The sequence below is a fragment of the Dissulfurimicrobium hydrothermale genome (genome assembly GCF_022026155.1).
In the GTDB taxonomy this organism is placed as follows: Bacteria; Desulfobacterota; Dissulfuribacteria; order Dissulfuribacterales; family Sh68; genus Dissulfurimicrobium; species Dissulfurimicrobium hydrothermale.
The window spans coordinates 1813111-1836311 of sequence record NZ_CP085041.1 but is presented as its reverse complement, the minus strand read 5'-3'; the positions used below and the strand labels follow the sequence as shown (position 1 = coordinate 1836311).

Here is a 23201-nt window from a genome sequence, read left to right as displayed (position 1 = left end):
ATCCTTGAATTAAACAACAAGGCCCTGGAAAAAATAGGGTGGATGGAAGAGACGCTCGGCGGCGGCTATCTCTTCGATCAGGCCTTCCTCTCGGCGTCTATAGCCGAATTGAGTGAAATCATAAGAGAGATCATTCATAACCTGAATTCCATTTCAAACCATATCTACATAGATCTTTATGACAGTTTCGAGTCAATAAGAAACAACCTGGAAGACATTATGGCGGGCGGCTCAGGTCCTTATCGCGATCAGATCGTAATGCCTTACACCTGCCTGGACAGAGATCTCGACCAGATAGTCGGGTCCAAAAACGCCAATTTAGGTGAAATTAGCAATCATTTGGGGCTGAAAACGCCTAAGGGTTTTGCCCTTACAATCGCTGCATACAGGTTGTTTATGGACGAAAACGACCTCTTTCGACGGATTGAGAGGGTTATAGAAGATGAGAGGCGTTCGGAAAGGGCCTGGGAAGTGATCAGGGGGCTTTTTAAAAAGGCCGTTGTGCCAAAAGCCATTAAATTAGCTGTTGAAGAGGGGCTTGAAAGACTCTATGCGGGTCTTGATCGCAAGGCGCTTCTTGCTGTAAGGAGCAGCGCCATAGGAGAAGACAGGGAGAGGACCTTCGCCGGCCAGTTCAAGACCGTCTTGAACGTTCATCCCGACGATGTTTTTAACGCCTGCAAAGATGTCATGGCTGCTCGTTTTTCGCCGCAAGTATTAGAATATCTGGGCGATGAGGCCCTTGATGAAGAAAAGGCCCCTGTGGCCGTCGGCATACAGGTGATGGTGGCGGCTCGGATTTCCGGGATCGTATACACCAGGGATCCGTCTCGGCCTTTTATTGATGCCATGCCCGTATCAGCGGTCAATGGACTTGGTGAGCGACTTGTAAGTGGTGAGGTTGACCCTGATTGGCACCTGATCTCACGAACCCATCCGTTTCAACCGTTGGAAAGCAGGATCATGGGTGGCCCTGTTTTCGATGTGCACCCTGACGGATATTTGCCGCTTTCAGTCATGCCTTCCGGTTTAAGGCGCGGTTCTTCAGTGGCTTCAGGTGGGCTTCTAAAGATGATTGCAGAGGCTGCGCTGACACTTGAAAAGGCCTTTGGAGCACCTCAGGATATTGAATGGGCCGTGGACGATTCGAATTCGTTAGTGATACTCCAGAGCAGGCCGTTACATTTGAAGGCGGTGTCATCGGTACAGCCAGCCGATGTCATGGCGAGGCTCAGGAGGTTGCCTGTGCTTATGGAGGGCAAGGGACAGGTGGCCCAGATCGGGATAGCCGCTGGTCGGGTGGTGCATGTAAGTCCGGATGATGACCCTGCAAGTTTCCCTGCAGGAGCCATAGCCGTATGTAAAAGCGCCAGCCCTAGGCTCAGCCCGATCATACGCAAGGCCTCGGCAATCGTCACAGATGTGGGCAGCCCTACTGGGCATCTTGCAACCATAGCCAGAGAGTACAGGACCCCGGCGCTCTTAGGCACTGGAGACGCGACCATTGTCTTGAAAGAAGGCATGGATGTCACTGTGGATGTTGAAGACAGGCGCATATATGCCGGTATGGTCCAAGGCATTGTAGACGTGCGGGCTGCAACAGAGGAGGTCTTTCTGGAGTCTGGAGAGGCGTGTACGCTCAGGAGGCTTCTTAGATGGATCGCCCCCCTGAACCTGGTCGATCCCCTCTCGCCTGATTTTACGCCTGAAAATTGCAAGACCTATCATGACATCCTTCGTTTTGCTCATGAAAAGGCGGTGGATTCCTTGATCCATCTTCAATCTTCCACGTCGTTCATTGCAAAGTCGCCAGCCTTTCCGCTTTTGGTATCCATACCTATCACGATCAATGTCATAGATCTGGGTGGCGGGATTGAGCCCAAGGCCGGTGACAAGGGCATAGAACTCTCGATGATACGGAGCAGACCGTTCAGGGCCATACTTGATGGACTGCTTGCTGAAGGGGCATGGGATAGGACGCCTGTGCCGTTGGGCATAAAAGATATCCTTTCAAGCTTTTCCAGACCGATCTCAGCCCTTGCCAACCTGCCTGAATACAGCGGCCAGAATCTTGCGATCATAGCGGATAGTTATTGCAATCTAAGCCTCAGGCTCGGCTATCACTTTAATGTTATAGATTCCTATATCTCACCGGACCTTGAGAATAATTATATATACTTTCGGTTTGTGGGCGGTTTTGCAGAGGCGGAGAGGCGCAGGAGGAGGGCGGTCCTCATAGAGTCTGTTCTTCAGGCCTTGTTTTTCAGGGTCGAGCGCCGCGGCGATCTTGTAGTGGGCAAGGCTAAGGTGCTTGAAGCGGACCAGATGGAGTACATATTGGCCCGTCTTGGTGAGCTTGTCGCATTCACAAGGCAGCTTGATGTACGTATGGCTACAGATGAATCCATTGATCGCTTTTTTGACAAGTTCCTGGAACAAACGATGTTGCATATGCTATGAGGTATGATGTTTCGCTGGTTCCAAAATCAGATTGATAGATGGCGCGAGGCCAGAAAGAAGGACGCAGAGGAGAGGCTTCGTTCCTTAAAGATCAGATACCACATATTTAGAGCTATACTTGAGGCAAATGGTCGGGCCGTGGGGCTGATCACCGAACTGGACATGGGACTGAGGAGGGATTTGGTTTCGCAAGAAGGGCTTTTGAAAAAAATCGATGAACTATTGTCCGTAACCTATGAGTTGGTGGAAAAATTAAATAAACTTGATTATGCCAGACATAAAGTCTTGTTCACAAAACACAGGAAGATAGCCAAGGAGATCAAAGATGCCATTGCGTTGATCCCAAGAGAGGACGGCATACCCCTTTGCATGCCCCTTGAGCAGGTATACCGCGGATCAATGGACAGGCTAGTTGGAAATAAGGCGTCTGTGCTCGCGGGGCTTGCTGCGTCAGGTCTTTTTCATGTGCCCCAAGGGTTTGTGATCCCTGTTCATGCCTGCCGCCTCTTTCTCGAAAAGAGCGCCCTGACATTTAAGATCATCAGGTCTCTGGGCAGATATTTGGATGTCAGACAGGGAGAGGTCTTGAAGCTCCCAGAACAGGTGGTAGACGATGTAAAAAGCGAGATCATTTCAACACCGCTTCCTAGCGTCTTAGAGGATGCCGTGGTATCGCAGGCCCTTCCATTTTTAGCTACCCCCCCAGGTCTTGCCGTAAGAAGCAGCGCAATAGGAGAAGATGGGCTTAAGTATTCTTTCGCTGGGCAGTTTACTACGGTTTTAAACGTAACAAATCAGGCGGATTTGATCCTGGCGGTCAAGGAGGTGATTGCAAGCAATTTCAATGCAAGGAGCCTTATTTACCGTTTGAATGCAGGGATGAGCCCTCTTGATTTCAATATGGCGGTTTTGTGCCTCAAGATGATAGATGCAGTTTCTGCAGGGATACTTTTTACACAGGACCCAAACAATACCAATTCAGGGCGTATGATCATAAGCGCCGTCTTCGGCCTCGGCGAGCTTGCTGTGGCCGGGGAGTCAAGTGCAGATATCTATAGGCCGTCCCGTACGGATGCATATGATACCCTGCCCTTGATAGCCAAAAAGGACAAAAGGTTGATTTTAAACAAGAACGGCGGCGTCAGACTCGAAGATGTACCTGAGATGGACAGGCAGAGACCGGTGCTTACCCCTGAACTCATCAAGGCGCTTGTCGATCTTGGGCTTAAGATTGAAAGCCTGAGCGGCGGTCCCCAGGATATCGAGTGGGCTGTTGACCAGAGTGGCGTTATATTCATCCTTCAGGCTAGACCCCTGCGCATCTCAGCTATACAGGCCGCAGACCATGGACAAGGCGATAATGTTCTATTTGACAAGGCCGTTGTGGCCTCACGGGGGGTGGCGACCGGCAGGGTCAACATCATAAGACGTAGGCAGGATCTTGAAAGGCCCATGGAAGGGGCTGTGATATTGGTTCTGCATCAGAGCCTGGTTGATGCTGCAAGGGTCGTTAAAGACGTAAATGGGGTACTTGTAGATATAGGGAATCCGGCAGATCATCTGTCTTGTGTGGCCAGGGAACACGCCGTACCCATGCTGACCGGTCTTGCAACCGCTACCAAAGATCTTAAGGACGGCGAATGGATCACCGTTGATGCCGTTTCGGGTCGAGTCACCGCGGCCAGCAGAGGCGAGATAGAGAGTGCCCTAAAGAAAAAAGAGGACGGCGGCAAAAGGGGTGGCGCGCCGATGGATGTCGGTGTGGACCGGGGCGATATTGCCAGATCGTTTCAAGAGACGCTGCATCAACTCATAGTCAAGTTGAATCTGACTGATGCATACGGCCCTACGTTCTCCATCATGGAGTGCAGGTCTATCCATGACATAGTACGGTTTGTGCATGAAAAGGCAGTCATAGCCATGTTCGATATGGGGGACGAGCTCCTTTCGGATGCAAAGGGCCTGGTTTATAAATTGGAGTCAGATATACCCTTTCTTTTGAGCGTGATCGATCTCGGCGGCGGGCTTGTCCCGAAAGAGGACAGGGGTTTGAAGATAACCCCTGAAGAGGTTATTTCCGCACCGTTTAGGGCCCTGTGGAAGGGGATGACGACGCCTGGGCTCCGCTGGTCTGGCCCGCCAGGGCAGGTTGACCTTGGACAGACCTATTCACATTGGATCGCCGACCAACAATCAGAACGGCCTATAGGTTGCCCGAATTATGTAATCTTAAGCAGGGATTACATAAATTTGAATGCAAGGATGGATTTTCACTTTGTAATGATTGACTCCGTATGCGGAATGAATCCGAAGGCCAATTATTTGAGGTTTCGTTTCAAAGGTGGCGGAACCGATCTGGTCAGGCGCAGACGCAGGGCCAGTCTTATCGCCGAGTTGCTTGAGCGGCATAATTTCTTTGTGGATCTTAAAGACGACCTGGTAAATGGCGAATTGAGCGGAGTCATGCAGCAGGTGATTGAGGAGCGGCTCGTTTTTCTTGGACGTCTTTTGGGTTTTACCCGACTCCTTGATATGGCAATGATCAATGAACACACAGCGCATAGGATGGTCGAGGCCTTTATGCAGGGAGATTATCAATTCAAGGGTCTTGAGTCTGTGAGACCAGCGGGTCCTGCCGGGCATCTGGATGCCTAGGCATGATAGAACTTGATATCGGGGAGCTCCACGGCGGTCAACATATTTCCGTAGACAGCCCCTGTATCTATGCCGATCTTGGTCGGTGTGACGAGCGGCATCTCGAACGGCGTATGCCCGAAGACTACGAATTTCCCAAAATTGAAGTCAGAAGATAGAAACATCTCCCTTATCTCATAAATTTCGGGTGGGGTTTGGTCTTTGAGGGGTATATTTGGCATTAGGCCGCCATGGACGAATATAAACCCTGCCTTTTCCCACAAAGGCATGAGCCCGTTTAAGAATTCTTTGTGGTCCTGGGGCATAAAGGCAAGGCCTGCGACCTTGCCCATGTCCTTTGCCCCATAGCTCTCCAGGGTGGCTTCTGCACCTATTTCCCTTAGCGCTGCAAGGAATATATCATCGTTTGTATTGGCAAATTTGAGTAGGTAATATTCGTGGTTGCCCATAAGCGGAACCAGGTTGTGTCCGCTATCTCGAAGGTCTAGGATGAATTCGATGACCTCCTTGGAGCTTGGTCCCCTGTCTATATAGTCACCCAGAAACACTAGCGTGTCTCTGTTTTTTACATAAGGCAGGCGCTCAAATAGCCTTTGAAGGTTGGCGATGCAACCGTGTATGTCACCGATTGCAAATATCTTGCCCTGTTCAAATGCGCCTGCCTTGATCCCTTGGCTCACCTCTGCCATTGTACCTGTATGGTCTTTTCGCCATCTCCGTATTGAAATGTAAGGTCGCCCTGGTATGCACTCGCCAGTGCCTCACCTAGACGTCTTGCGATATGTATCCCGGTGGTTGTTATGACCGCCTGTTCTTTTTCGTCGGTTACGAGCATAATCCTCTCCATCGGGTGTTCGTTTTTCTCGATCTTCTCTTCATTTTTAAAGAGATTTAATATCTCATTCCTGTGGTCTTTATAAAAATCCCCACGGATATACATCACGCCTGCGGGATAGTTGTCTTTGATGCGTTGGCATGCCGGGCAGATCGTCTTGTTTGCATCGGCTGGGGCCTCTTTCCATGTCCATCGTCCACCGATGAAAAGAGCGCCGCACTTGGTGCATACAGTAGGCTCAGGCCATTTTCCCCACTCCTTATAAGTATCGTGGCGCTTTTCTTGAATCAGCCTGTCGCGTCTTCCATATTGGCCCTTGTCCATCCTTACCTCCTGATTTTGTTTTGGAGACTGAATATCTTAGATTTTAAGATAGTTATGGCTTTGCCACAGTCAAGGCGCATGCAGGTCTTCTGTATCTGTAAAGGTTGCAATTTCCGGAATATTGGTTTATGTGAATGTTATCTGGGTTTGGTACGGCCATCAGTCCTTTTTTGTCGCAAGATATATTTTTTTATTTTCGCAGCACTGCTACGCCTTAAATTTAAAGATCGTTTTAATGGAGTCCTTATGAAGATGTTTATAAAAAAATTAGCATCATTATTATTTTACTGTTTTTTAATTTCTGGCTGTGCCGCATCTGTCCAGGAAAAGGCGCCTGATTATGCGACCCCCGCCATAAATCCAGTAAATCCTGGTCCGGCGTTTGAGACCCCCAAGGAGACTGCGGTGGCCATGCAGAAAGGACCTGATTTGACTGAGAAAGGATATTCCAAGATCCAAGGGCGTGCGGTAGAGGATCCCAAGGAACTCCTTGATTCATCCATGCATTTTTTTAGGGAGGCACAAGAAAAATGGAAACAGGGGGGGTCAGAAGAGGCGTTGGACCTGCTCGATAAGGCATATATCGCTGCCGCCAAGGTAGATACAGGCGGAGACAAGGGACTTGAAAAGAAAAAGGAAGACATGAGGCTTATGATCTCGAAAAAGATACAGGAGATAAACGCCTCGAAATGCAAAACCATAAACGGCTCGAATTGCGCCATCCCTATCACAATGAATGAAGATGTGCAGCGTGAGATAAATTTGTTGCTCGGTCCTCAGAGGAAATGGTTTATAAGGGCCTATAAGCGCTCAGGAAAGTTTCGTGAAGAGATCGTCAAGGCCTGCAAGGAAGCCGGTCTCCCTGAGGAGTTATCGTGGTTACCTTTGATAGAGAGCGGGTTCAATGCGAGGGCGGTTTCAAGGGCCCATGCCGCTGGTTTGTGGCAGCTCATCCCTTCAACCGGCACTAAATTCGGTCTCAAGAGGGATGAATGGATAGATGAACGCATGGATCCCGAAAAATCCACACAGGCGGCCATAACCTATTTGAAGAGCCTGCACGACATGTTCGGTGATTGGACAACCGCCCTTGCGGCCTATAATTGCGGCGAAGGAACGGTTGCAAAGACCATTAGAGAGCAAAAGATCAGTTATCTCGATAACTTCTGGGACTTGTACAAGCGTTTGCCAAAGGAGAGTGCAAGTTTTGTCCCGAGGTTTCTTGCAGTTTTAGAGCTGGTAAAACATCCTGAAAAATACAATCTCGATCTAAACGAACCGGATGAACCGCTGCCAACCGAGGAGGTCTTACTCGACAAGCAGGTGCATCTAAAGTCGCTTGCAGAGAAGTTAGGGGTGTACTACAAGGAACTTGTAGAACTAAATCCGGAATTGAGACGGGATGTTACTCCAGATACCACATTTAAGCTTAAGGTGCCGTATGGCAAGGCGGATGAGCTCTTGGCCGAGATCAGCGATATACAGAGGTGGTCGCCGCCCCCTGACCCTCCAAGACCGTCTCATGCAAAGAAGACCAAGGGGAGGCGCCTTGAACGCGGCAGAAAGGGCGAGAAGAAGGCCGGCGCGGGATTGAAGGTGTATTATGCCTCTTCTAAATATAAGAAAAACAAGGCTGCCGCAGTTAAGCATGAAAGGAGGCGTGAAGCGGCGGTCGTCCGGAAGCACATGCAGAGAAGGGGCCATAAAGCCGGCACAGCCGTCGTTGAGAGGGTCCATCATGAAGGCGTAAAATCCTTAAAAGAGGCCAAAGTCGTAAAAAGGGAAAAAATATCGGCGCGCGGCAATAGACAGGATAAAGGACATGCCCAAGGATATAGACATGTATATAAAAATCCGAGGGGCGATCGAAATGAAAAAAAATCTTCCCATGCCCTGGATAACAAGGGGCGCCATGCAACAAAAAAAGACTCTTAACGCCTATCCTCTGCGGAAAAAATCCAGCCATCCAATATCTCTTTCGGTCTTTGCCCTCGTGTTCTTGCTGAATTCATGTACGCCCCAGCCTGTCTTCAATTCCTTTGGGACAACAAGATCCCTTGCGCCGCATATCGAGGTATATCTAAAGCCGGCCGGGCATATCTGCATGGCAACTAAACGGATACTCATGGCCAAGATTAAGCCGCCATCAAATCAAGGCGAGGCCTCTTATCTTGCAATGACCAGGCTTTTAGAGGACGTTTTTTTGAAATCGCGCCTGTTTGCAGAGATGGAGCTGGCCGACGATCCCAATCTGCCGATTGAAAGGCTGATAGACCTTGGCGCTGCTAAGAGATTTGATTATATAATGCTTGCCAACGCCTCTGTCTTTTATCCATCAGGCGACTCGAGGGGCAAGGTCGGTCTGGACGTTAAATTTATAGATACCAGCACCAGTTTTGTCGTTTGGCACCTCTATGGAGAGGTCGATCTCCTGCCAAGGCCGGCTGATCAGGGCATATTTTCCATTTTTTATCAGCGGCCATTCAAAAAGGCCCAGGATCCTGCCCAAGGGCTTGTGGTGATAGCAAAGGCCATGACAGATGAGATGATGAAGATGGAGCCGTCTGCCCAGGCGGTTGTCAATTTCAAGCCTTGATTTCCACGCATTGTCGAATTCCTAATATACATCCAACAGCCGCTGCTTGCATGGTGCAGCTGGCTCTATACCAATAGGCCGGTATAGGAATACAGGCCAATCAGCCCTCGCCTTCAGTTCTAATATGGCACGTCGCAGCCTCCTGGGATCATGCCTCTCACCGATGAGTGGAGAGACATAGACGGTCCCCTTTGGGGCCTTTCGGTGTGCATTCCTGAGATGTCGAGACATTTTTTCATAGTGTCCTGGAGGTAGATTATCTCCAAATATAAAATTGAGGTCTATCTCTATCTTTCTCGATGTTCGGTTTATGTAGGCAGCCGTTTCGATTGCCGCCATGGCATCTTTTGTGTCGATTGGTTTTCCGATCATATCCAAGGTCTCCTGATCAATTGATTCAATACCAACATTGATATGTATATGAGAATATGGTAGGGAGTCTATCTGTCTCCAAAAGACATTGGTTGCGTTCAAAAAGGCCTTTACGTCTCCAAAGAGAAAGATATGTGTGGCGTCATGGTATGTGCCTGCTAGATTGAGTTCTTTGTAAACGATTTCCGCTGCGTCGATAACCAAGTCTCCGGCCAGGAGGGCGTCGTTTTGGCCTAGGAATACCGAGCTGTAATTGATGATGTCCCTGTTGTAAAAGTCTCTCAACCGTTTTGCCTGAACCTTTATATCCTCAATCTTTCTGATCTTGTATGTTTTGGCGGTCTTGAAGCGGCAAAAGGCGCATCTATACAGGCAGCCGTCTGATATCAGGATCGGGATTACATCATAATCTACAAGCATTGTTTCGGGGGGTAGTACAGGCACTGTCCCACCGAGTATCTCAAAGAAGGTCTTTGACCTTTCGCGAAGCGCATCCATGCCATTCCGTGCGACTGCACCCAGCAGATCTCTTGCCCCATCATCGGCATGCCTGATACATTTTGAAGCATATTCTGTAAGTTCATCCCAGGCGGTTATTGCCATCGAGATCCATGGAAAATTGAATGGATCTTCCATGGTAAATGGTGTTGATGGGTCAGTGGATGAGATTGGAAGATAGTAGCGCCCCGTCAGTGCATAGATGTCATCATATGTGGATGGATGATAAAAGATCCAGTTGTTGCACTCCAGCCTTTTGATGCGTGCAAAAGGTTCCGGCCATAGCCTATGGTCTTCTGAATAGATGTACCTTACGCGTCCGTTTAGGTCACAGTCGAATCGATATCCCTTGAAGATCAGTCTTGAAGAGACGCCATAGCGGACCGGATAGGATAAGGCTGCATAGTCCTTTCTGCCTCGTTCTTCAAGAAAGATGGAGATTTCTTTGAATGCGAAATCATCCCTCATGACATTTCATAATGATGCCTGATGCCAGCCTGCCACATGATTCTTTGAACCGATTCGGATCAAAACACCATCTGCCATACCAAGGCCTAGATCGTCATCCAGCGGAGATTTAGAACCGCCGTTTCATGAAGTCTTCTATACGGTCATATGCCTTATGGAGTATCTCCTCTTGCGGCAGGAATACCAGCCGAAAATGAGGCGATTTCGGCAGGGGGCCAAAGCCGCTTCCATGAACCACGACTACGCCTGTCTCACGGATTAGATCTTTTACAAATTCGGCGTCGTTTACATCTACTTCAAGCCTTGGAAAGGCATAAAAGGCGCCGTTCGGTCTCTGACAGGAGATGCCGGGTATGGAATTTAATCTTTCTATAGTGATATCGCGGCGTCTTTTCAATTTTTCTATGGTGGAGTCGATATGGAAAAGTGTTCCATTCAAGGCCACAGGTATTGCAAACTGCTTTGGATGGGAGGCGCAGAGCCTGGCCCTCGCCAGTTTTTTCATGCCCTCCGTGTAATCGCGGATCAGATCCGGGACGCCGCTTATGATCGCCCAGCCTACTCGAAAGCCAGGGGCGAGATATGATTTTGAGAGCCCGTTGAAGGTTACAATCGGTACCTCGTGATCAAGGGCGGCCATGTTTACATGGGACTGACCGTTCAAGATGAGTTTGTCATAGATCTCATCGTTCAATATCACGAGATTGTGACGCCTGGCGATCTCTATAATGGCCTGCAATATCTCTTTGCTGTAAACTGCTCCTGTCGGGTTGTTGGGGTTTATGACCACTATGGCCTTTGTCTTTTTGTCTATCTGGCTTTCGATGTGATCGATGTCAGGTTCCCAGCCGTTTTTTTCGTCAAGGCTGTAGGCCCTAGGTTCTCCCATTAGTCTGGCGAGCAGGGCATTATAGAGCGGATAGCCAGGGGACGGGACAAGGACGTTTTCACCTCTGTTTACAAGGGCCGACAGTGCAAAGTCTATGGCCTCACTAGCCCCTGTCGTTATCAATATTTCATACGGCTTGATGCCTTTTTTTATGGTGTCTTCCCTTATGGCCTCTATCGCTTCCGGCACACCCTCCGATGCCGAATATCCAGTGTAACCATCCTTCATGGCCTTGTAGGCCGCTTCTATTAGATGGTCAGGGGTTTTAAAGTCAAAGAGTACCGGATCTCCTATGTTTAAATATATCAAGTCGCCGCCGGCCCTTTTTCTCTCTTCAGCTGTACACAATATGTCCCTTATGGCATATGCGATCTTTTTTGTGCGCCTTGATGGGGCGATCTTTTTTAGGTTGTACATATATTGTCGTTCCTTAAAAATATTTAGCTGAACCCTCTGGATAATAGATGGTTCAATTTGATGAATTCACCTTTTGGATCCTGTTGTCAATGGGGATGAGCTGTGTGTTTGTTATTTATGAGGTCCCGGCACGGCCATGATGATCCTTATTTAGATAAAAATTGAGCCATGACGAGGTTTTATGCAAAGACCAGTCCCTTGGGGGCAATATCCAGTCGTTGCGCCCCTTCGGTGTCTTTGCCTTTTGACCAAGGCCGCTTGTCAGTCGCTCATGGATTCTTACGTAAAGGCAGCGTTTCTTGCCCGGCCAGACCTCACACCATCCGTTCCGACTGCCGCCGCACGGACCATTCGTCAGAAATTTGGCGCATTGGGACTGTGGACATATAAATGCCATTTCGTCAAGGGTGCAGTCGCCGCATTCCTGGCACTCGTATACCGCGGATTTTATGGTATACTCTAGGTGGCTAAGCAGCTCTTTGAGCCCTGCGTTTTTATCTATATGCCCCATCAGCCTTTTAATTGGTTCAAAGAGAGCACCATGTGGGTCAAAGGCCAACTTGTGGACGATGCCACTGAACCAGAAGGATATGGCATCTTTTAAGGTGATCCTTTGGCCTTCAGCATATTCGTTTGGTTCAAGGGAGTTGAGGCCAGTTTCTCGGTCTTCTTTAAAATACCACCACTCCCATTCCTCAGGGAAGAGGAATTCGGCTACAAACTCGGTCCATCGGTTGGAGATTTCCTCCGCCCTTTTTATCAACCAGGCTATGTGTTCATATCTTAGCTGCGGTCCGCTTAAATGGACCCCATCGTAGCCGATCCCCTTCAGCACGGCTGTAAGTCTCGCCCCGCGTTCGAGTCTGGCCTGAAGGCCGTGGTCATGGGCCTCTGCCTCAACCTCGATCCTGTCGAGGAGGCGTTTAGGCATGGTGCAGCCTGGCACGTCACCGTTATAAAAGATGCGCGAAAGCCTCACCGTCGGGATGAAGACGGTGCCTAAAAGGAGTGGCGGCCTTTCAGGTCTTATTTTTTGCACAGCCATATCCATGAATTTTTTCAATTCGTCGTATTTTCTTGCGTCGAAACCCATCTGACTTACGACGAAGTCGGGGCCGAGCGAGAGTTTTTTTACAAGTTTTTGATACTGCGGTATGATCTCCGCGTTCAGGCGTTTGAAGGGCGATACAACGCAGCCTGTCTTAAAACCCGTCGGCGGCAGCCTTATCCCGCCACCTGGCACCCGCTGGTCAAGGAACATCCCCGAATTCATCTCGTTTATCATCATGAGCGTCTGGACGGAGTCCATATCAAAGACTGGCTTGGCGTTTCCATCGAAACCGAATCTCGGATAGTCACCCGTCACGACCAATAGATTCCTGAGCCCGAGCCGGTCGAGCTCAAAGAGTTCGCTCTCCATGAGGTTTCTATTCTTATCCTTGCACGAGAAGTGTATGATGGGTTCGATCCCGAGGGCCTTGACCTCCTGTCCCAGGACCTTGGGAGACAGGGCCGGGTGCCCGCCTGCGTTGTCTGTGATGGATAAGGCCGAGATCCTGCCGTCCGCCGCCGCCTCTTTTGCAAAAAGGAGTATATCGTCCACAGCCTTTCCGCTGGATGCCCTGGCCGGGACGAGCTCGAATGTGATCTTGAAATCCCGCTTCATCTCCTTAATTTCCGTTTGTCTCCAACCCTAATTGTGATCTTCTGATTATCCAGGTATTCAAGGAGCGGGATAATGAATTTTCTGGAGAGCCCATGTGTCATGTCACGGAAGTCGCCAACAGCCATCTCGCCGTTTTTTTTCAGAAAGGACGTGACCAGATCTACCACCTTATTAAGCGCATCCCTGTGATAATAAAGGTCTTCCTTGATGCGTACCAGCACGCCTTCTGCTACGAGGAGGTCGAAGATGTTCGATGCGGTTTTTTTGTCAGGCGAGACTATCGTTACCGCATCTTCCCTTGACGGTGGTTCAAGGCCTGATTTTCTAAACAATTCTTCGAGGTTTCGTCTAGTCGATATCTCCTCTTCGCCGAGTGACACCTTGTGTGTTGAAAGCCGCAGCAGATCTTTTTCTTGTATGAGATCGCCGGAATTTACAAGATCGGTGAGTAGTTTTTGAAACAGCCGCCCACCGCTGGGACTATGCAGGAAGATGCGAGACCTCACCTCTTCTTTGGCTATCCCCTTGCTCAGTGGATTTTCTTTGTGATACTCGGTTGCAAAGTCTAAGATCTTTTTCTTTAATGTCCTGTATATATTGCCATCTATCGCCCTTTTTTCATCAGTGTCGATGCGCACAGCCTTGCCCTTGGAAAAGAGGCTGTCGAGCGTCTGCTCAAGTATTTCCCCATATACGCCGCTCCTCATGGCCAGTTCGGCCTGCGTAAGCCCCCTCTGGCCTGCTTGTTCGAGGTGATAAATGATCAGGTCGTTCGGGTCCAGCCTGCTCAATATTTCAAGCCCTTTCCACAGTTCAGGTCGTGATCTCTTTCTTCTCCTCGGCATTGGGTTTAAGATTATACCGCCTCCTATGGTCCTGATAGGTGAATAGCTCCTTATCACATAACGGTCTCCAGGCAGTACGGCCGCGGGTTTGTCTAACTTGATCTGGATGAAGGTCTCGCGACCGGGTTCTATCTCGTCTTCCTGCATGATCACCCTGCCTGTAATCTCTACAGTCCCTGTATGGAATCTTACAGGGCTTCGATATTTAAGCGGGCGTCCAGCGCTTGACAGATACAGAAATTTCAGGTCCAGAAGATAGCTTGGATGGAGACTCCCTGCGGTTGCAACGACGTCACCCCGTTCGACCGCCTCCCTCTCTATTCCCTGCAGATTCAAGGCGGTTCTCATCCCTGCCGCGGCCTCGTCGCAAGGCGCATTGTGGATCTGGATACCCCTTATCTTCGTCTTAAGACCTTGGGGATAGATCACGGCCTCGTCCCCAACCCTTATCTTGCCTGAGATGGATGTCCCTGTCACCACTGTTCCAAAGCCTTTTATACTGAATACCCTGTCCACGGGCAGTCTGTACGGGCCCGACGGCGTCCTAGGCGGTATATCTGCTACGAGATCGCTGATGACAGTTATTAGTTCATGAATACCGTTATCCTTGGCATCGGATATAGATGAGACAGAAACTATGGGGGCTCCTTCAAGGAACGTTCCGACCAGAAACTCCCTTATATCTTCTTTTACAAGCTCAAGCCACTCCGGGTCCACCATGTCCTTCTTTGTGAGTACAACTAGACCCTTTTTGACCTCCAGAAGCTGACATATCTCCAGATGCTCCCTTGTCTGGGGCATTACACCCTCGTCGGCGGCAATGACCAGGGCTACGAGATCCATACCCATGGCCCCAGCCACCATGTTTTTTACGAAGCGTTCGTGCCCTGGGACATCAACCACACCAATCCTTTGGCCATTCGGCAGGTCAAGATAGGCAAAGCCGAGCTCTATGGTGATGCCTCGCCTCTTTTCTTCCTTGAGTCTGTCCGTGTCAATACCAGTCAGGGCCTTTACGAGCGTGGTCTTACCGTGGTCTATGTGCCCGGCGGTACCTAGTATTAAGGTCTTTTGCTGCATCCTGATCAGCTGATCTTCGCCCCCGGCGTAATAGATTGATCCGCTGGCGCGGTCAGATGGAGGCCTGCATCGTCTTTGGCCACAAGAAGCATGCCTTCTGACGTGATACCTTTAAGTTTTACTGGTTTGAGATTTGCAACTATAATAACCTTGCGCCCAATAAGCTCTTCAGGTTTGAAATGTCCTGCTATGCCGGCTACTATCGTTCGTTCTTCAGGGCAACGTACGACCAGCTTCAAGAGTTTGTCAGCCCCTGGAACTGCCTCTGCACCTGTTATCTCGGCGATCCTCAGATCGATCTTTTTGAAGAGATCGATCTCGATCAACTCGTCTCCTTCTTTTTTATTTGTCCAATCTGGTCCAGAAGACACGATCTTTCTCCTTTTATGCTCTTTTTCTTCTTCCAAATTTTTCTTTTTTGTCTCAAGCCTCGGGAACAGGGGGGCTATGTGTGATACTGCACGGCCCGGCGTCAGAACCCCCCATTTCTTTGCGTCTTCAAACCTGAGACCCGCCTTTGGATCCAGGCCGAGGCCTTTATGTATCTTTGCTGCCGATGACGGCATGACAGGGTATATCAGGATAGAAATTATGCGGATTGATTCGAGCAGTGCATATAGTATACCCTCGAGTTCTGTATGTCTGGAATGGTCCTTGGCAAGCTCCCATGGCGCGGCTGAGTCGATAGCCTTGTTTGCTGCGTTGACCATCCCCCAGGTCTTTTGAAGGGCCTTGTGCATCTCGAAGGCCTCCATTGCGGCTTCAAATTCCTGGACAAGACGCAACATAGCCTCTTTAAGTAGTGCGGCCTGACCGCCCACAAAAGATGGACAAGGGACCAGGCCATCTGTATATTTCAAGACCATGGCGAGGCTGCGGCTGACGAGATTGCCAAGATCGTTTGCAAGGTCTGCGTTTATCCTCGTTCTGATAGAATCTTCATTGAATGAGGCATCGAGCCCGAAGTTCATTTCCCTGATGAGCGTATAGCGCGTGGCGTCAGTTCCGAAATTTTTGACCATATCCCTTGGATTTATTACGTTTCCAAGGCTCTTGGACATCTTTCGATCCTTTATCTGCCAGTAGCCATGTACATGGAGGTGTTTATAGGGGGGAAGCCCTATCGCCTTCAATATGATGGGCCAGTAGATGGCGTGGGGTTTTAATATATCTTTTGCGATTATATGTTCGGCTGCTGGCCAGAATTTTAAAAAATTTTCATCGTCAGGGTATCCAAGCCCGGAAAGATAGTTAGCCAAGGCGTCAAACCAGACATAGGTGACGAAATTTTCATCAAACGGGAGCGGGATGCCCCATGTAAGACGGCTGGTCGGTCTGGAGATGCAGAGGTCTTCAAGCGGTTCATTAAGAAACGACAGGACCTCATTTCTGTAGCGTTCAGGCGTTATAAAATCTGGATGTCGCTTTATATAGTCTAACAGCCAATCCTGGTAGTGGCTCATCAGAAAGAAATAGTTTTTTTCTTTTGTTTTTATGGGAACGACACCGTGGTCTGGGCATCTTCCGTCTATAAGTTCCCTTTCCATATAAAAGCGTTCACAACCTACACAGTAAAGCCCTTCATATTCTTTGAAGACTATCTCGCCTTTTTCAAAGATCTTTTTAAGTATGTCCTGGACGGTTGCGATGTGCGACCGATCTGTTGTTCGGATGAATTTGTCATATTCTATGCCGAGAAGTGGCCATAAGGCTTGGAATTCGGCGCTTATCTTATCTGCATATTCCTTTGGTTCCATACCGTTTTTTTTTGCCGCTTGTACAATCTTATCACCGTGCTCGTCGGTGCCGGTAAGAAAAAATGTCTCATCTCCCTTAAGCCTGTGAAAGCGATTTTGCACGTCGGCGACGAGAGTGGAATAAGCGTGCCCGATATGGGGATGGGCATTTACGTAATATATAGGCGTAGTTATAAAGAAACGATCTTTCATTTCACTTGTCCTTTGACCTTTGCCTTTTTCTTTTGGTCGGCATATCTCCTTTATGCAGTTTTTTGTGATTGCCGTTCCTGTCGACATTTTGCCCTTGCAATGCCGCCACGCCATTGTCTTCATTGGGCGGCCAGTCTCGGGCTCCTTCTTCATCATCCATGTCGCTTGCCAGGTCAGACATATCGTCTTCGTCTTCTACGGTAATATTTTTTTCTATGTCATGTTCTATATCATGGCCGTCTATGCCCATCTCCATCGCCTGATTTTCTTGCCTGATGCCAAGATAAGTCTCATATTCATAAGTCAGACAACATAGGAGCCTTCCACATAGCCCTGATATCTTGCTCGGATTAAGGGGCATACGTTGCACTTTGGCCATCTTTATAGAGATCGGGTCAAAATTTTTAAGAAAGGTAGCGCAGCAGAGTTCGCGTCCGCAGCCCCCTATGCCGCCGAGTATCTTTGACTCGTACCTTATACCTATTTGGCGCATCTCTATACGTGTTTTAAGGACCTTGACTAGCTCCTTTACCAGTTCACGGAAATCGACCCTACCTTCGGAGGAATAATAGAATATGATCTTGTTCCCCTCAAAGAAGCGTTCAACTCGTATGAGTTTCATCTTGAGATCCAGGCCTTTGATGAAACCGAGACAAATCTCCCGCGCCTCCTTTTCCTTCTCAAGATTTTGATAGTAGAGTTCTATCTCATGGGTGCTTGCAAGGCCTTCAAGTCTTGGCAGGTCCATCTTGTTTTGGAGTGTTATCTTTAAAGGCGCCCCTGACACCTGTCCGACTTCCTTGCCATGTTCAGTGGGCGCCACAACCCATTCTCCGTCTTTTACAGGGACATCGCCTGCATCAAAATGGATCGTCGGCTGGTCCTGTCTCAGCCTAACCCCTACGATGGTCATATTAAATGGGCCCTTATTCTGGTCGTATGCGTCTTGTATGTCAGCTGTAAATGATTTCTGCACGTGCTGCACCGAGGTAGAACCAGCTGGTTTGTGTTTATTGTCATTTTCCATACCAAATGGACTCTAACAAATTTTGTCTCATCATAAAAGGGTCAATAACCTCTTCTTATCCAGAAGACCAGCAATGCCTCAATGATAAGTTCCCTGTTTATATTCCGTTCGATCATTGCTTCGGCACTATCCAGGAGGTTTTTATATTGACAGAGCCTTTCCCGGTCGATTTTATCTCTTATTATCTGGAGGGCCTGAAACCTGTCCGGGTTAATCAGATGGCGATGCAGGATGTCTTTGGTCAAGGGTTTAGACCAAGCACCCCCTCGGCCTGGGCGGCTTGTCTCAAAAATCAAGACCAAATCCCTGACTATCGATCTCATTATCTGTATGGTTAGGAGCGCAGAGTCAATATCCTGCGAAAGCTTCTTGGAGAGGTTAAAAAATGCAGGGACAGCCTCCGGCCTGTCTTTGTCGATGAAGCTAAATATCTCATTTCTGATCTCCAGTACCCTGCGTTCAAGCAGGTAAGCAGCCCTCATGATGCTGCCTTGCGACATGTTGGATATGAATACTGCCGCCTCTTCTGGGCATGAAGGATGGATTTCTTTTATAATCCTTTCGATCTCATTGCGGCGCAGGGCATCGCATCTCAAGACTTGACAGCGCGAGACCACTGTCGGAACAAGCCTTTCGAGGGATGTTGCTGTAAGAAAGAGATGATTTTTATTGGGTGGCTCTTCAAGGGTCTTGAGAAGTGCATTTGCGGCCTCATTGTTCATTTTGTGTGCGTTGACGAGGATTGAGACCCTTCGTTTCGCTTCAAGAGGCGCAAGAGAGATCATCTGCTGCAGACTTCTTATCTGATCAACCTTTATTGTCGCCCCGTCTGGTTTTAGGATGGACAGATCAGGGTGGACGCCCCGGCCTGTCTTTTTGCAATTCCGGCATGCGCCGCATGGCATGGGGTGGTCTCCTAGATCCGGTATATCGCAGAGAATCAACCTCGCCAAGTCGATTGCAGCAGCCTCCTTGCCGATTCCATCTGGACCTATCAGGATGTAGGCATGGGCCAGGCGTCCACGGTCTAATATGCGCCCCATGATCTTGATAACGCGGGCCTGGCTTGATGATGCGGAAAAGAGGTCTTTTTTCACCACACCTGGTCTTCGGTGGAAAGCAAATCCATTTGTCGCACAAATGACATATTGCTGTCTTTTTTATCACCTTTATCGTTCAGCCCCTCTTGCTTTGCGATCCCTTCCGATCCGGCGGCCTCCACAGCCCTTGACCCCTTGAGATAAAAATATCTCTCGAGCAGTCTTTGATATTCTGTCCAGCCGTAGTCATCGCCATCAATTTCGTTCTTTAGACTTTTTAAATAATTGAGCTTGGCATCCAGGTCGTCAATCAGATGCAGCGCCACGGCCTCTTCGGTCATCGGCAGGATAGGGGTGCCGAATTCCTTTTGCCCGTGATGGCTCAGGATAAGGTGTTTCAAGAGCACAAGATCGCTGGCCTCTTTATTGAGGCCGGCACCGGTTGCGATTTCATCTATCATCCCGGCGCCGAGCACAAGGTGTCCGACAAGCCTCCCTTCATTGGAATAATCTATGGGCGGTCGCTTAAACGATAATTCTTTTATCTTGCCGATGTCGTGGAGTATGGCTGCCGCAATCAGCAGATCACTGTCGAGTTGCGGATAAAGTCTTGATATGGCGTCGGCAAGCCTTGCCACAGAGACGCTGTGTTCAAGAAGGCCGCCCAGATAGGCATGGTGCATACGTTTTGCGGCAGGTGCCTTCAAAAATTCATCCTTGATTTTTTTATCATTGAATGTCTCTTGAAGAAGCCTTTTGAAATTTTGATTTTTTATCTTTTTTATATAGAGCTGCAGTTCCTCCCAGAGTTCTTTTGTACCGATCGGGCACAATGGCATAAAAAGCCCGGCGTCCACATCGCAGTCATCTAGCCTTTTAATGTCTGAGATCTTGATCTGGGTCGCCCCCTGCCACGAGACAGCGTCGCCCTTGACGAAGACAAAATCCCTCTGTCCGAATGTATTGTCCACTGCCTGGGCATTTTCCCAGATACGCCCTTCAATCTCTCCGGTCCTGTCCGTTATGGTCAGAGCAATATATGGCACTCCGTTTTTGCTGGAGTAGAGGTGTTTGGATTTTACCAAAAACACACCTTCAACCCGGTCGTTTTCCATGATGTCTGCTATAAATTTACCTTTTTCCATAAAAAGCTGCCTGGCTTTGATAGCCATATAATTTTTAGTGATTGAAATATCGCGGTTACTTGTATTGTATATAAAATAGATTTAAAAATATAATCCAGAAAGGTTGTCGTGGCAAATAGACACAAACAGACAGGGATTGTCTCGAACGTAGATTATGCTTTCACTCTTCCCTGGTAAATTTCAAGACCGCCTTGTCGCGGTTACCTTTAACCGCTGGGGAGGCGTAAGCAGTGCCCCGTATCATGAATTGAACGTTGGATTTCGTGTGGGCGATGACCCACAGGCGGTTACGGAAAACAGAGGGAAGATCGCGGGCGCCATAGGATGTTTATCGTTGGTGAGTTCGGTCCAGGTGCATGGGGATCGGATAGATCTCATCACAGATCATATGGGTGGGTCGATCAGCAGGGATGCAATAAAAGGGGCCGACGGCCTTTTAACTAAAAAACGTGGGGTTGCCTTGATGATCCAGCACGCAGATTGTCAGTCGGTTGTGCTCTTTGATCCTGTCAGGGGCGCGATAGGCAATATCCATTGTGGCTGGCGCGGGAGTGTTTTAAATATCATTGGGAAGGCGGTGGCTGCGATGGCAAGACATTTCGGTTCAAGACCTGGGGATATCTGGGCCGGTATAAGCCCTTCGATTGGGCCTTGTTGTGCGGAGTTTAAGGGCTGGCGGGGTGTCTTGCCGGATGAATTCTTGTCATTTAAGACCGTTGGTGATCGTTTTGATTTTTGGGCCATAACAAAGGCGCAGTTGATGGCCGCTGGGGTGCATGCTGAAAAGATCTTTATGTCAAAAATTTGTAATTTTTGTAAAAATGATTATTATTCTTATAGACGAGAAAAGAAAACAGGCAGGTGTGCAACGGTCGCCGTGCTCGTTTGATGCCCGTTTGATTTGAAGATTGATAATCATGATGCGCAGATCGGCAGATCGGCGGAGCTAAACTAAAAGAAAGGAAAAATTATTAGATGCTCGAGATAAAAGATCTCTATTTTTCTGTTGAAGAGCAGGATGAGTACTCAGGTCCGCATCAGCGGATGATCGTTAAGGGTGTAAGTTATAGATTTGAAAAAGGTAAATTTTATGCGATAACCGGCCCCAACGGAAGCGGTAAAACAACGATCGCAAAGTTGATAATGGGTATAAATCCTCTCACGTCAGGTCAGATATTCCTGGAGGGCAGGGATATCACCTCCCTGGGGGTCACAGAAAGGGCAAGGGCAGGGATCGCTTACAGCTTTCAGAATCCTGCCCGTTTCAAGGGGCTTACCTTTGGAGATCTGCTTTCCATCGCAGCCGGCACCACCGACGAGGCTGAACTTGTAAAGATACTCATAAGGGTCGGCATATGTTCGACTGACTTTCTCGACAAAGAGGTTGGAAATGCACTTTCCGGCGGCGAGATCAAGAAGATAGAACTCGCGACGACCATTGCAAGAAACCCCAAGATCGCCATATATGACGAGCCAGATACCGGGATAGATCTCTGGACGATCGGACCGATGATCGATCTTTTAAAGAGGGAACGAGATAAATACGGCACTACAACGATCGTTGTCAGTCATAATGAAAAATTTCTTCAAGCAGCCGATGAGATACTGCTGGTAAAAGACGGACAGATCGTCCATACCGGAGATCTTGATACCACATTGCCGCTCCTTAAAGACCTTGATTTCTGCAACTGGAAGACGATTTGTGAAGGAGAAAACTATGCTAGATGTCATAGATAGAGAACTGTTAAAGGGGGTGGCGGATCTGGAGGACATCCCAAAAGGGGCTTATAATATAAGAAAAAACGGAAAGCTTCTCGGCCGCCAGGTATCCGCCAATATCATGATCGAGACCAATGAAGACAATACAGGTATAAATATCATAGTAAAGCCAGGGACTGTAAACGAATCCGTTCACATCCCTGTGATATTGAGTCAGGCCGATCTCTTTGACGTCGTGAAGAACAATTTTATAATAGGAGACGGCTGTGACGTGACGATTATAGCGGGTTGCGGCATACATTGCGGATCGGACAGGCCGGAAGGGCATGCAGGCATCCATGAGTTCAGGATAGGCAAGGGCTCCAAAGTAAAATATGTGGAAAAGCACCTTGGGATTGGGTCAGGCACCGGTAAGCGAACGCTTAATCCGGTTACAAGGGTCTTCTTAGAAGAAGGTGCCCATGCCGAGTTAGAGCTCACCCAAATCGGCGGCGTGGACGAGGCCCAACGTGCGAACGAGGCCGAGCTTGGGCCAAGGAGTTCGATCCTCGTAACAGAACGCGTCATGACAGAAGGGCGGCAGAGGGCGGTTTCAAAAAATACTATAATCCTGAAGGGCGAAGACAGCAGGGCGGAGTTGATATCCAGGTCCGTCATAAAAGGGGATTCGAAGCAGGATTTTTACGCGGTGCTTGAGGCAAGGGCACGTTCTTACGGCCACCTCGAGTGTGACGCCATAGTAATGGACAACGGCACAAATGAGACGATACCCTCCTTAAGAAGTCTTCATCCAGACGCCGAGCTCACCCATGAGGCGGCTATCGGCAAGATCGCAAATAGTCAGCTTATGAAGCTTATGAGTCTTGGGCTTACATATGACGAGGCCGTCAATAGGATTATACGTGGGTTCTTAAGATAATCCATTTTTTTGTTGGATTCTCTTGACACTAGAGCAGAAGACCTATAATCTTGCACCCATTGCTGAAAATGCGGTCCCATCGTCTAGTGGCCTAGGACGTTGGCCTCTCACGCCGAAAACAGGGGTTCGAGTCCCCTTGGGACCGCCAAATAAAATCAAGTAGTTAGCCTATCTATTAAGTTTAAGGATCCTTTTCAAAAAGGATAAAATGATCCCCTCAAGCCGGCATCTTGAACAGCCAGTCAGTGGGCATAAATCTATATTGACAGTTTATATCTTTGTTTTATTTTGTATTTA

At 48.7% G+C, this 23201-nt stretch carries 18 protein-coding genes and 1 tRNA gene; 8 read left to right on the top strand and 11 right to left on the bottom strand.

The genetic code is table 11. The features are described 5' to 3' along the window. Positions 1–42 precede the first annotated feature (42 nt). Positions 43–2460 carry a PEP/pyruvate-binding domain-containing protein gene (locus LGS26_RS08745; protein WP_237888491.1) on the top strand — a complete coding sequence of 806 codons (2418 nt, stop codon included), beginning with the start codon at positions 43–45 and terminating at the stop codon, positions 2458–2460. A 6-nt stretch (positions 2461–2466) separates the two neighbouring features. Beyond that, the gene (locus tag LGS26_RS08740) at positions 2467–5115 is read left to right on the top strand and encodes a PEP/pyruvate-binding domain-containing protein (RefSeq protein WP_237888490.1); all 2649 of its coding nucleotides are present in this window, start codon (positions 2467–2469) and stop codon (positions 5113–5115) included. Here the strand turns inward: LGS26_RS08740 and LGS26_RS08735 are convergent. Further along, positions 5112–5804, bottom strand: coding sequence for a metallophosphoesterase family protein (locus LGS26_RS08735; protein WP_237888489.1), 693 nt, complete (start codon positions 5802–5804; stop codon positions 5112–5114). The two genes, LGS26_RS08740 and LGS26_RS08735, sit on opposite strands and share 4 nt — an antisense overlap. Continuing rightward, positions 5792–6274 carry a BCAM0308 family protein gene (locus LGS26_RS08730; RefSeq protein ID WP_237888488.1) on the bottom strand — a complete coding sequence of 161 codons (483 nt, stop codon included), beginning with the start codon at positions 6272–6274 and terminating at the stop codon, positions 5792–5794. Before LGS26_RS08730 ends, LGS26_RS08735 begins: the two co-directional genes overlap by 13 nt. Before the next feature lie 246 nt (positions 6275–6520). On the opposite strand from LGS26_RS08730, the gene LGS26_RS08725 reads away from it, so the two are divergent. Beyond that, positions 6521–8209: a lytic transglycosylase domain-containing protein gene (locus LGS26_RS08725; RefSeq protein WP_237888487.1), complete on the top strand. Its 1689-nt coding sequence runs from the start codon at positions 6521–6523 to the stop codon at positions 8207–8209. 3 nt (positions 8210–8212) lie between these two features. Here LGS26_RS08725 and LGS26_RS08720 read toward each other — a convergent pair whose 3' ends face one another. Then, positions 8213–8401 carry a hypothetical protein gene (locus LGS26_RS08720; RefSeq protein ID WP_237888486.1) on the bottom strand — a complete coding sequence of 63 codons (189 nt, stop codon included), beginning with the start codon at positions 8399–8401 and terminating at the stop codon, positions 8213–8215. Here LGS26_RS08720 and LGS26_RS08715 point away from each other — a divergent pair. Continuing rightward, positions 8400–8870: a hypothetical protein gene (locus LGS26_RS08715; RefSeq protein ID WP_237888485.1), complete on the top strand. Its 471-nt coding sequence runs from the start codon at positions 8400–8402 to the stop codon at positions 8868–8870. The two genes, LGS26_RS08720 and LGS26_RS08715, sit on opposite strands and share 2 nt — an antisense overlap. A 21-nt stretch (positions 8871–8891) precedes the next feature. Here the strand turns inward: LGS26_RS08715 and LGS26_RS08710 are convergent, their stop codons facing one another. From LGS26_RS08710 to LGS26_RS08675, 8 genes are all read right to left on the bottom strand, one after another. After that, on the bottom strand, positions 8892–10208 hold the full coding sequence (locus LGS26_RS08710) for a radical SAM protein (RefSeq protein ID WP_237888484.1): 1317 nt from the start codon (positions 10206–10208) through the stop codon (positions 8892–8894). A 109-nt stretch (positions 10209–10317) separates the two neighbouring features. Continuing rightward, complete coding sequence (locus LGS26_RS08705; RefSeq protein WP_237888483.1) at positions 10318–11514, bottom strand: aminotransferase class I/II-fold pyridoxal phosphate-dependent enzyme; 1197 nt, start codon at positions 11512–11514, stop codon at positions 10318–10320. A gap of 115 nt (positions 11515–11629) precedes the next feature. Then, positions 11630–13180, bottom strand: coding sequence for a methylenetetrahydrofolate reductase C-terminal domain-containing protein (locus tag LGS26_RS08700; RefSeq protein WP_237888482.1), 1551 nt, complete (start codon positions 13178–13180; stop codon positions 11630–11632). Beyond that, positions 13177–15105, bottom strand: a complete 1929-nt coding sequence (gene selB / locus LGS26_RS08695) for a selenocysteine-specific translation elongation factor (protein ID WP_237888481.1) — start codon at positions 15103–15105, stop codon at positions 13177–13179. The genes LGS26_RS08700 and selB overlap by 4 nt, the downstream gene beginning before the upstream one ends. A gap of 5 nt (positions 15106–15110) precedes the next feature. Next, positions 15111–17054: a methionine--tRNA ligase gene (gene metG, locus LGS26_RS08690; RefSeq protein WP_237888480.1), complete on the bottom strand. Its 1944-nt coding sequence runs from the start codon at positions 17052–17054 to the stop codon at positions 15111–15113. A 1-nt stretch (position 17055) separates the two neighbouring features. Next, positions 17056–18081 carry a PSP1 domain-containing protein gene (locus tag LGS26_RS08685; RefSeq protein WP_330873286.1) on the bottom strand — a complete coding sequence of 342 codons (1026 nt, stop codon included), beginning with the start codon at positions 18079–18081 and terminating at the stop codon, positions 17056–17058. A gap of 41 nt (positions 18082–18122) precedes the next feature. Then, positions 18123–19181, bottom strand: a complete 1059-nt coding sequence (gene holB, locus LGS26_RS08680; RefSeq protein WP_237888479.1) for a DNA polymerase III subunit delta' — start codon at positions 19179–19181, stop codon at positions 18123–18125. Next, complete coding sequence (locus LGS26_RS08675; RefSeq protein WP_237888478.1) at positions 19175–20266, bottom strand: 3'-5' exoribonuclease YhaM family protein; 1092 nt, start codon at positions 20264–20266, stop codon at positions 19175–19177. The genes holB and LGS26_RS08675 overlap by 7 nt, the downstream gene beginning before the upstream one ends. A gap of 154 nt (positions 20267–20420) precedes the next feature. On the opposite strand from LGS26_RS08675, the gene pgeF reads away from it, so the two are divergent. The 4 genes from pgeF to LGS26_RS08655 all read left to right on the top strand — a co-directional run bounded on the left by pgeF (position 20421) and on the right by LGS26_RS08655 (position 23052). Then, positions 20421–21155, top strand: coding sequence for a peptidoglycan editing factor PgeF (gene pgeF, locus LGS26_RS08670; RefSeq protein WP_237888477.1), 735 nt, complete (start codon positions 20421–20423; stop codon positions 21153–21155). 86 nt (positions 21156–21241) lie between these two features. Further along, the gene (locus LGS26_RS08665; RefSeq protein ID WP_237888476.1) at positions 21242–22003 is read left to right on the top strand and encodes an ABC transporter ATP-binding protein; all 762 of its coding nucleotides are present in this window, start codon (positions 21242–21244) and stop codon (positions 22001–22003) included. Next, positions 21984–22904 carry a SufB/SufD family protein gene (locus LGS26_RS08660; protein ID WP_237888475.1) on the top strand — a complete coding sequence of 307 codons (921 nt, stop codon included), beginning with the start codon at positions 21984–21986 and terminating at the stop codon, positions 22902–22904. The genes LGS26_RS08665 and LGS26_RS08660 overlap by 20 nt, the downstream gene beginning before the upstream one ends. 72 nt (positions 22905–22976) lie before the next feature. After that, positions 22977–23052 (top strand) — tRNA-Glu (locus LGS26_RS08655). Positions 23053–23201: the final 149 nt, after the last annotated feature.

Coding starts and splice junctions, on each gene's coding strand:
- LGS26_RS08745 (WP_237888491.1), top strand. CDS start 43: ATGGAAGAGACGCTCGGCGGCGGCTATCTCTTCGATCAGGCCTTCCTC.
- LGS26_RS08740 (WP_237888490.1), top strand. CDS start 2,467: ATGTTTCGCTGGTTCCAAAATCAGATTGATAGATGGCGCGAGGCCAGA.
- LGS26_RS08735 (WP_237888489.1), bottom strand. CDS start 5,804: ATGGCAGAGGTGAGCCAAGGGATCAAGGCAGGCGCATTTGAACAGGGC.
- LGS26_RS08730 (WP_237888488.1), bottom strand. CDS start 6,274: ATGGACAAGGGCCAATATGGAAGACGCGACAGGCTGATTCAAGAAAAG.
- LGS26_RS08725 (WP_237888487.1), top strand. CDS start 6,521: ATGAAGATGTTTATAAAAAAATTAGCATCATTATTATTTTACTGTTTT.
- LGS26_RS08715 (WP_237888485.1), top strand. CDS start 8,400: ATGGCCAAGATTAAGCCGCCATCAAATCAAGGCGAGGCCTCTTATCTT.
- LGS26_RS08720 (WP_237888486.1), bottom strand. CDS start 8,401: ATGAGTATCCGTTTAGTTGCCATGCAGATATGCCCGGCCGGCTTTAGA.
- LGS26_RS08710 (WP_237888484.1), bottom strand. CDS start 10,208: ATGAGGGATGATTTCGCATTCAAAGAAATCTCCATCTTTCTTGAAGAA.
- LGS26_RS08705 (WP_237888483.1), bottom strand. CDS start 11,514: ATGTACAACCTAAAAAAGATCGCCCCATCAAGGCGCACAAAAAAGATC.
- LGS26_RS08700 (WP_237888482.1), bottom strand. CDS start 13,180: ATGAAGCGGGATTTCAAGATCACATTCGAGCTCGTCCCGGCCAGGGCA.
- selB (WP_237888481.1), bottom strand. CDS start 15,105: ATGCAGCAAAAGACCTTAATACTAGGTACCGCCGGGCACATAGACCAC.
- metG (WP_237888480.1), bottom strand. CDS start 17,054: ATGAAAGATCGTTTCTTTATAACTACGCCTATATATTACGTAAATGCC.
- LGS26_RS08685 (WP_330873286.1), bottom strand. CDS start 18,081: ATGGAAAATGACAATAAACACAAACCAGCTGGTTCTACCTCGGTGCAG.
- LGS26_RS08675 (WP_237888478.1), bottom strand. CDS start 20,266: ATGGAAAAAGGTAAATTTATAGCAGACATCATGGAAAACGACCGGGTT.
- pgeF (WP_237888477.1), top strand. CDS start 20,421: ATGCTTTCACTCTTCCCTGGTAAATTTCAAGACCGCCTTGTCGCGGTT.
- LGS26_RS08665 (WP_237888476.1), top strand. CDS start 21,242: ATGCTCGAGATAAAAGATCTCTATTTTTCTGTTGAAGAGCAGGATGAG.
- LGS26_RS08660 (WP_237888475.1), top strand. CDS start 21,984: ATGCTAGATGTCATAGATAGAGAACTGTTAAAGGGGGTGGCGGATCTG.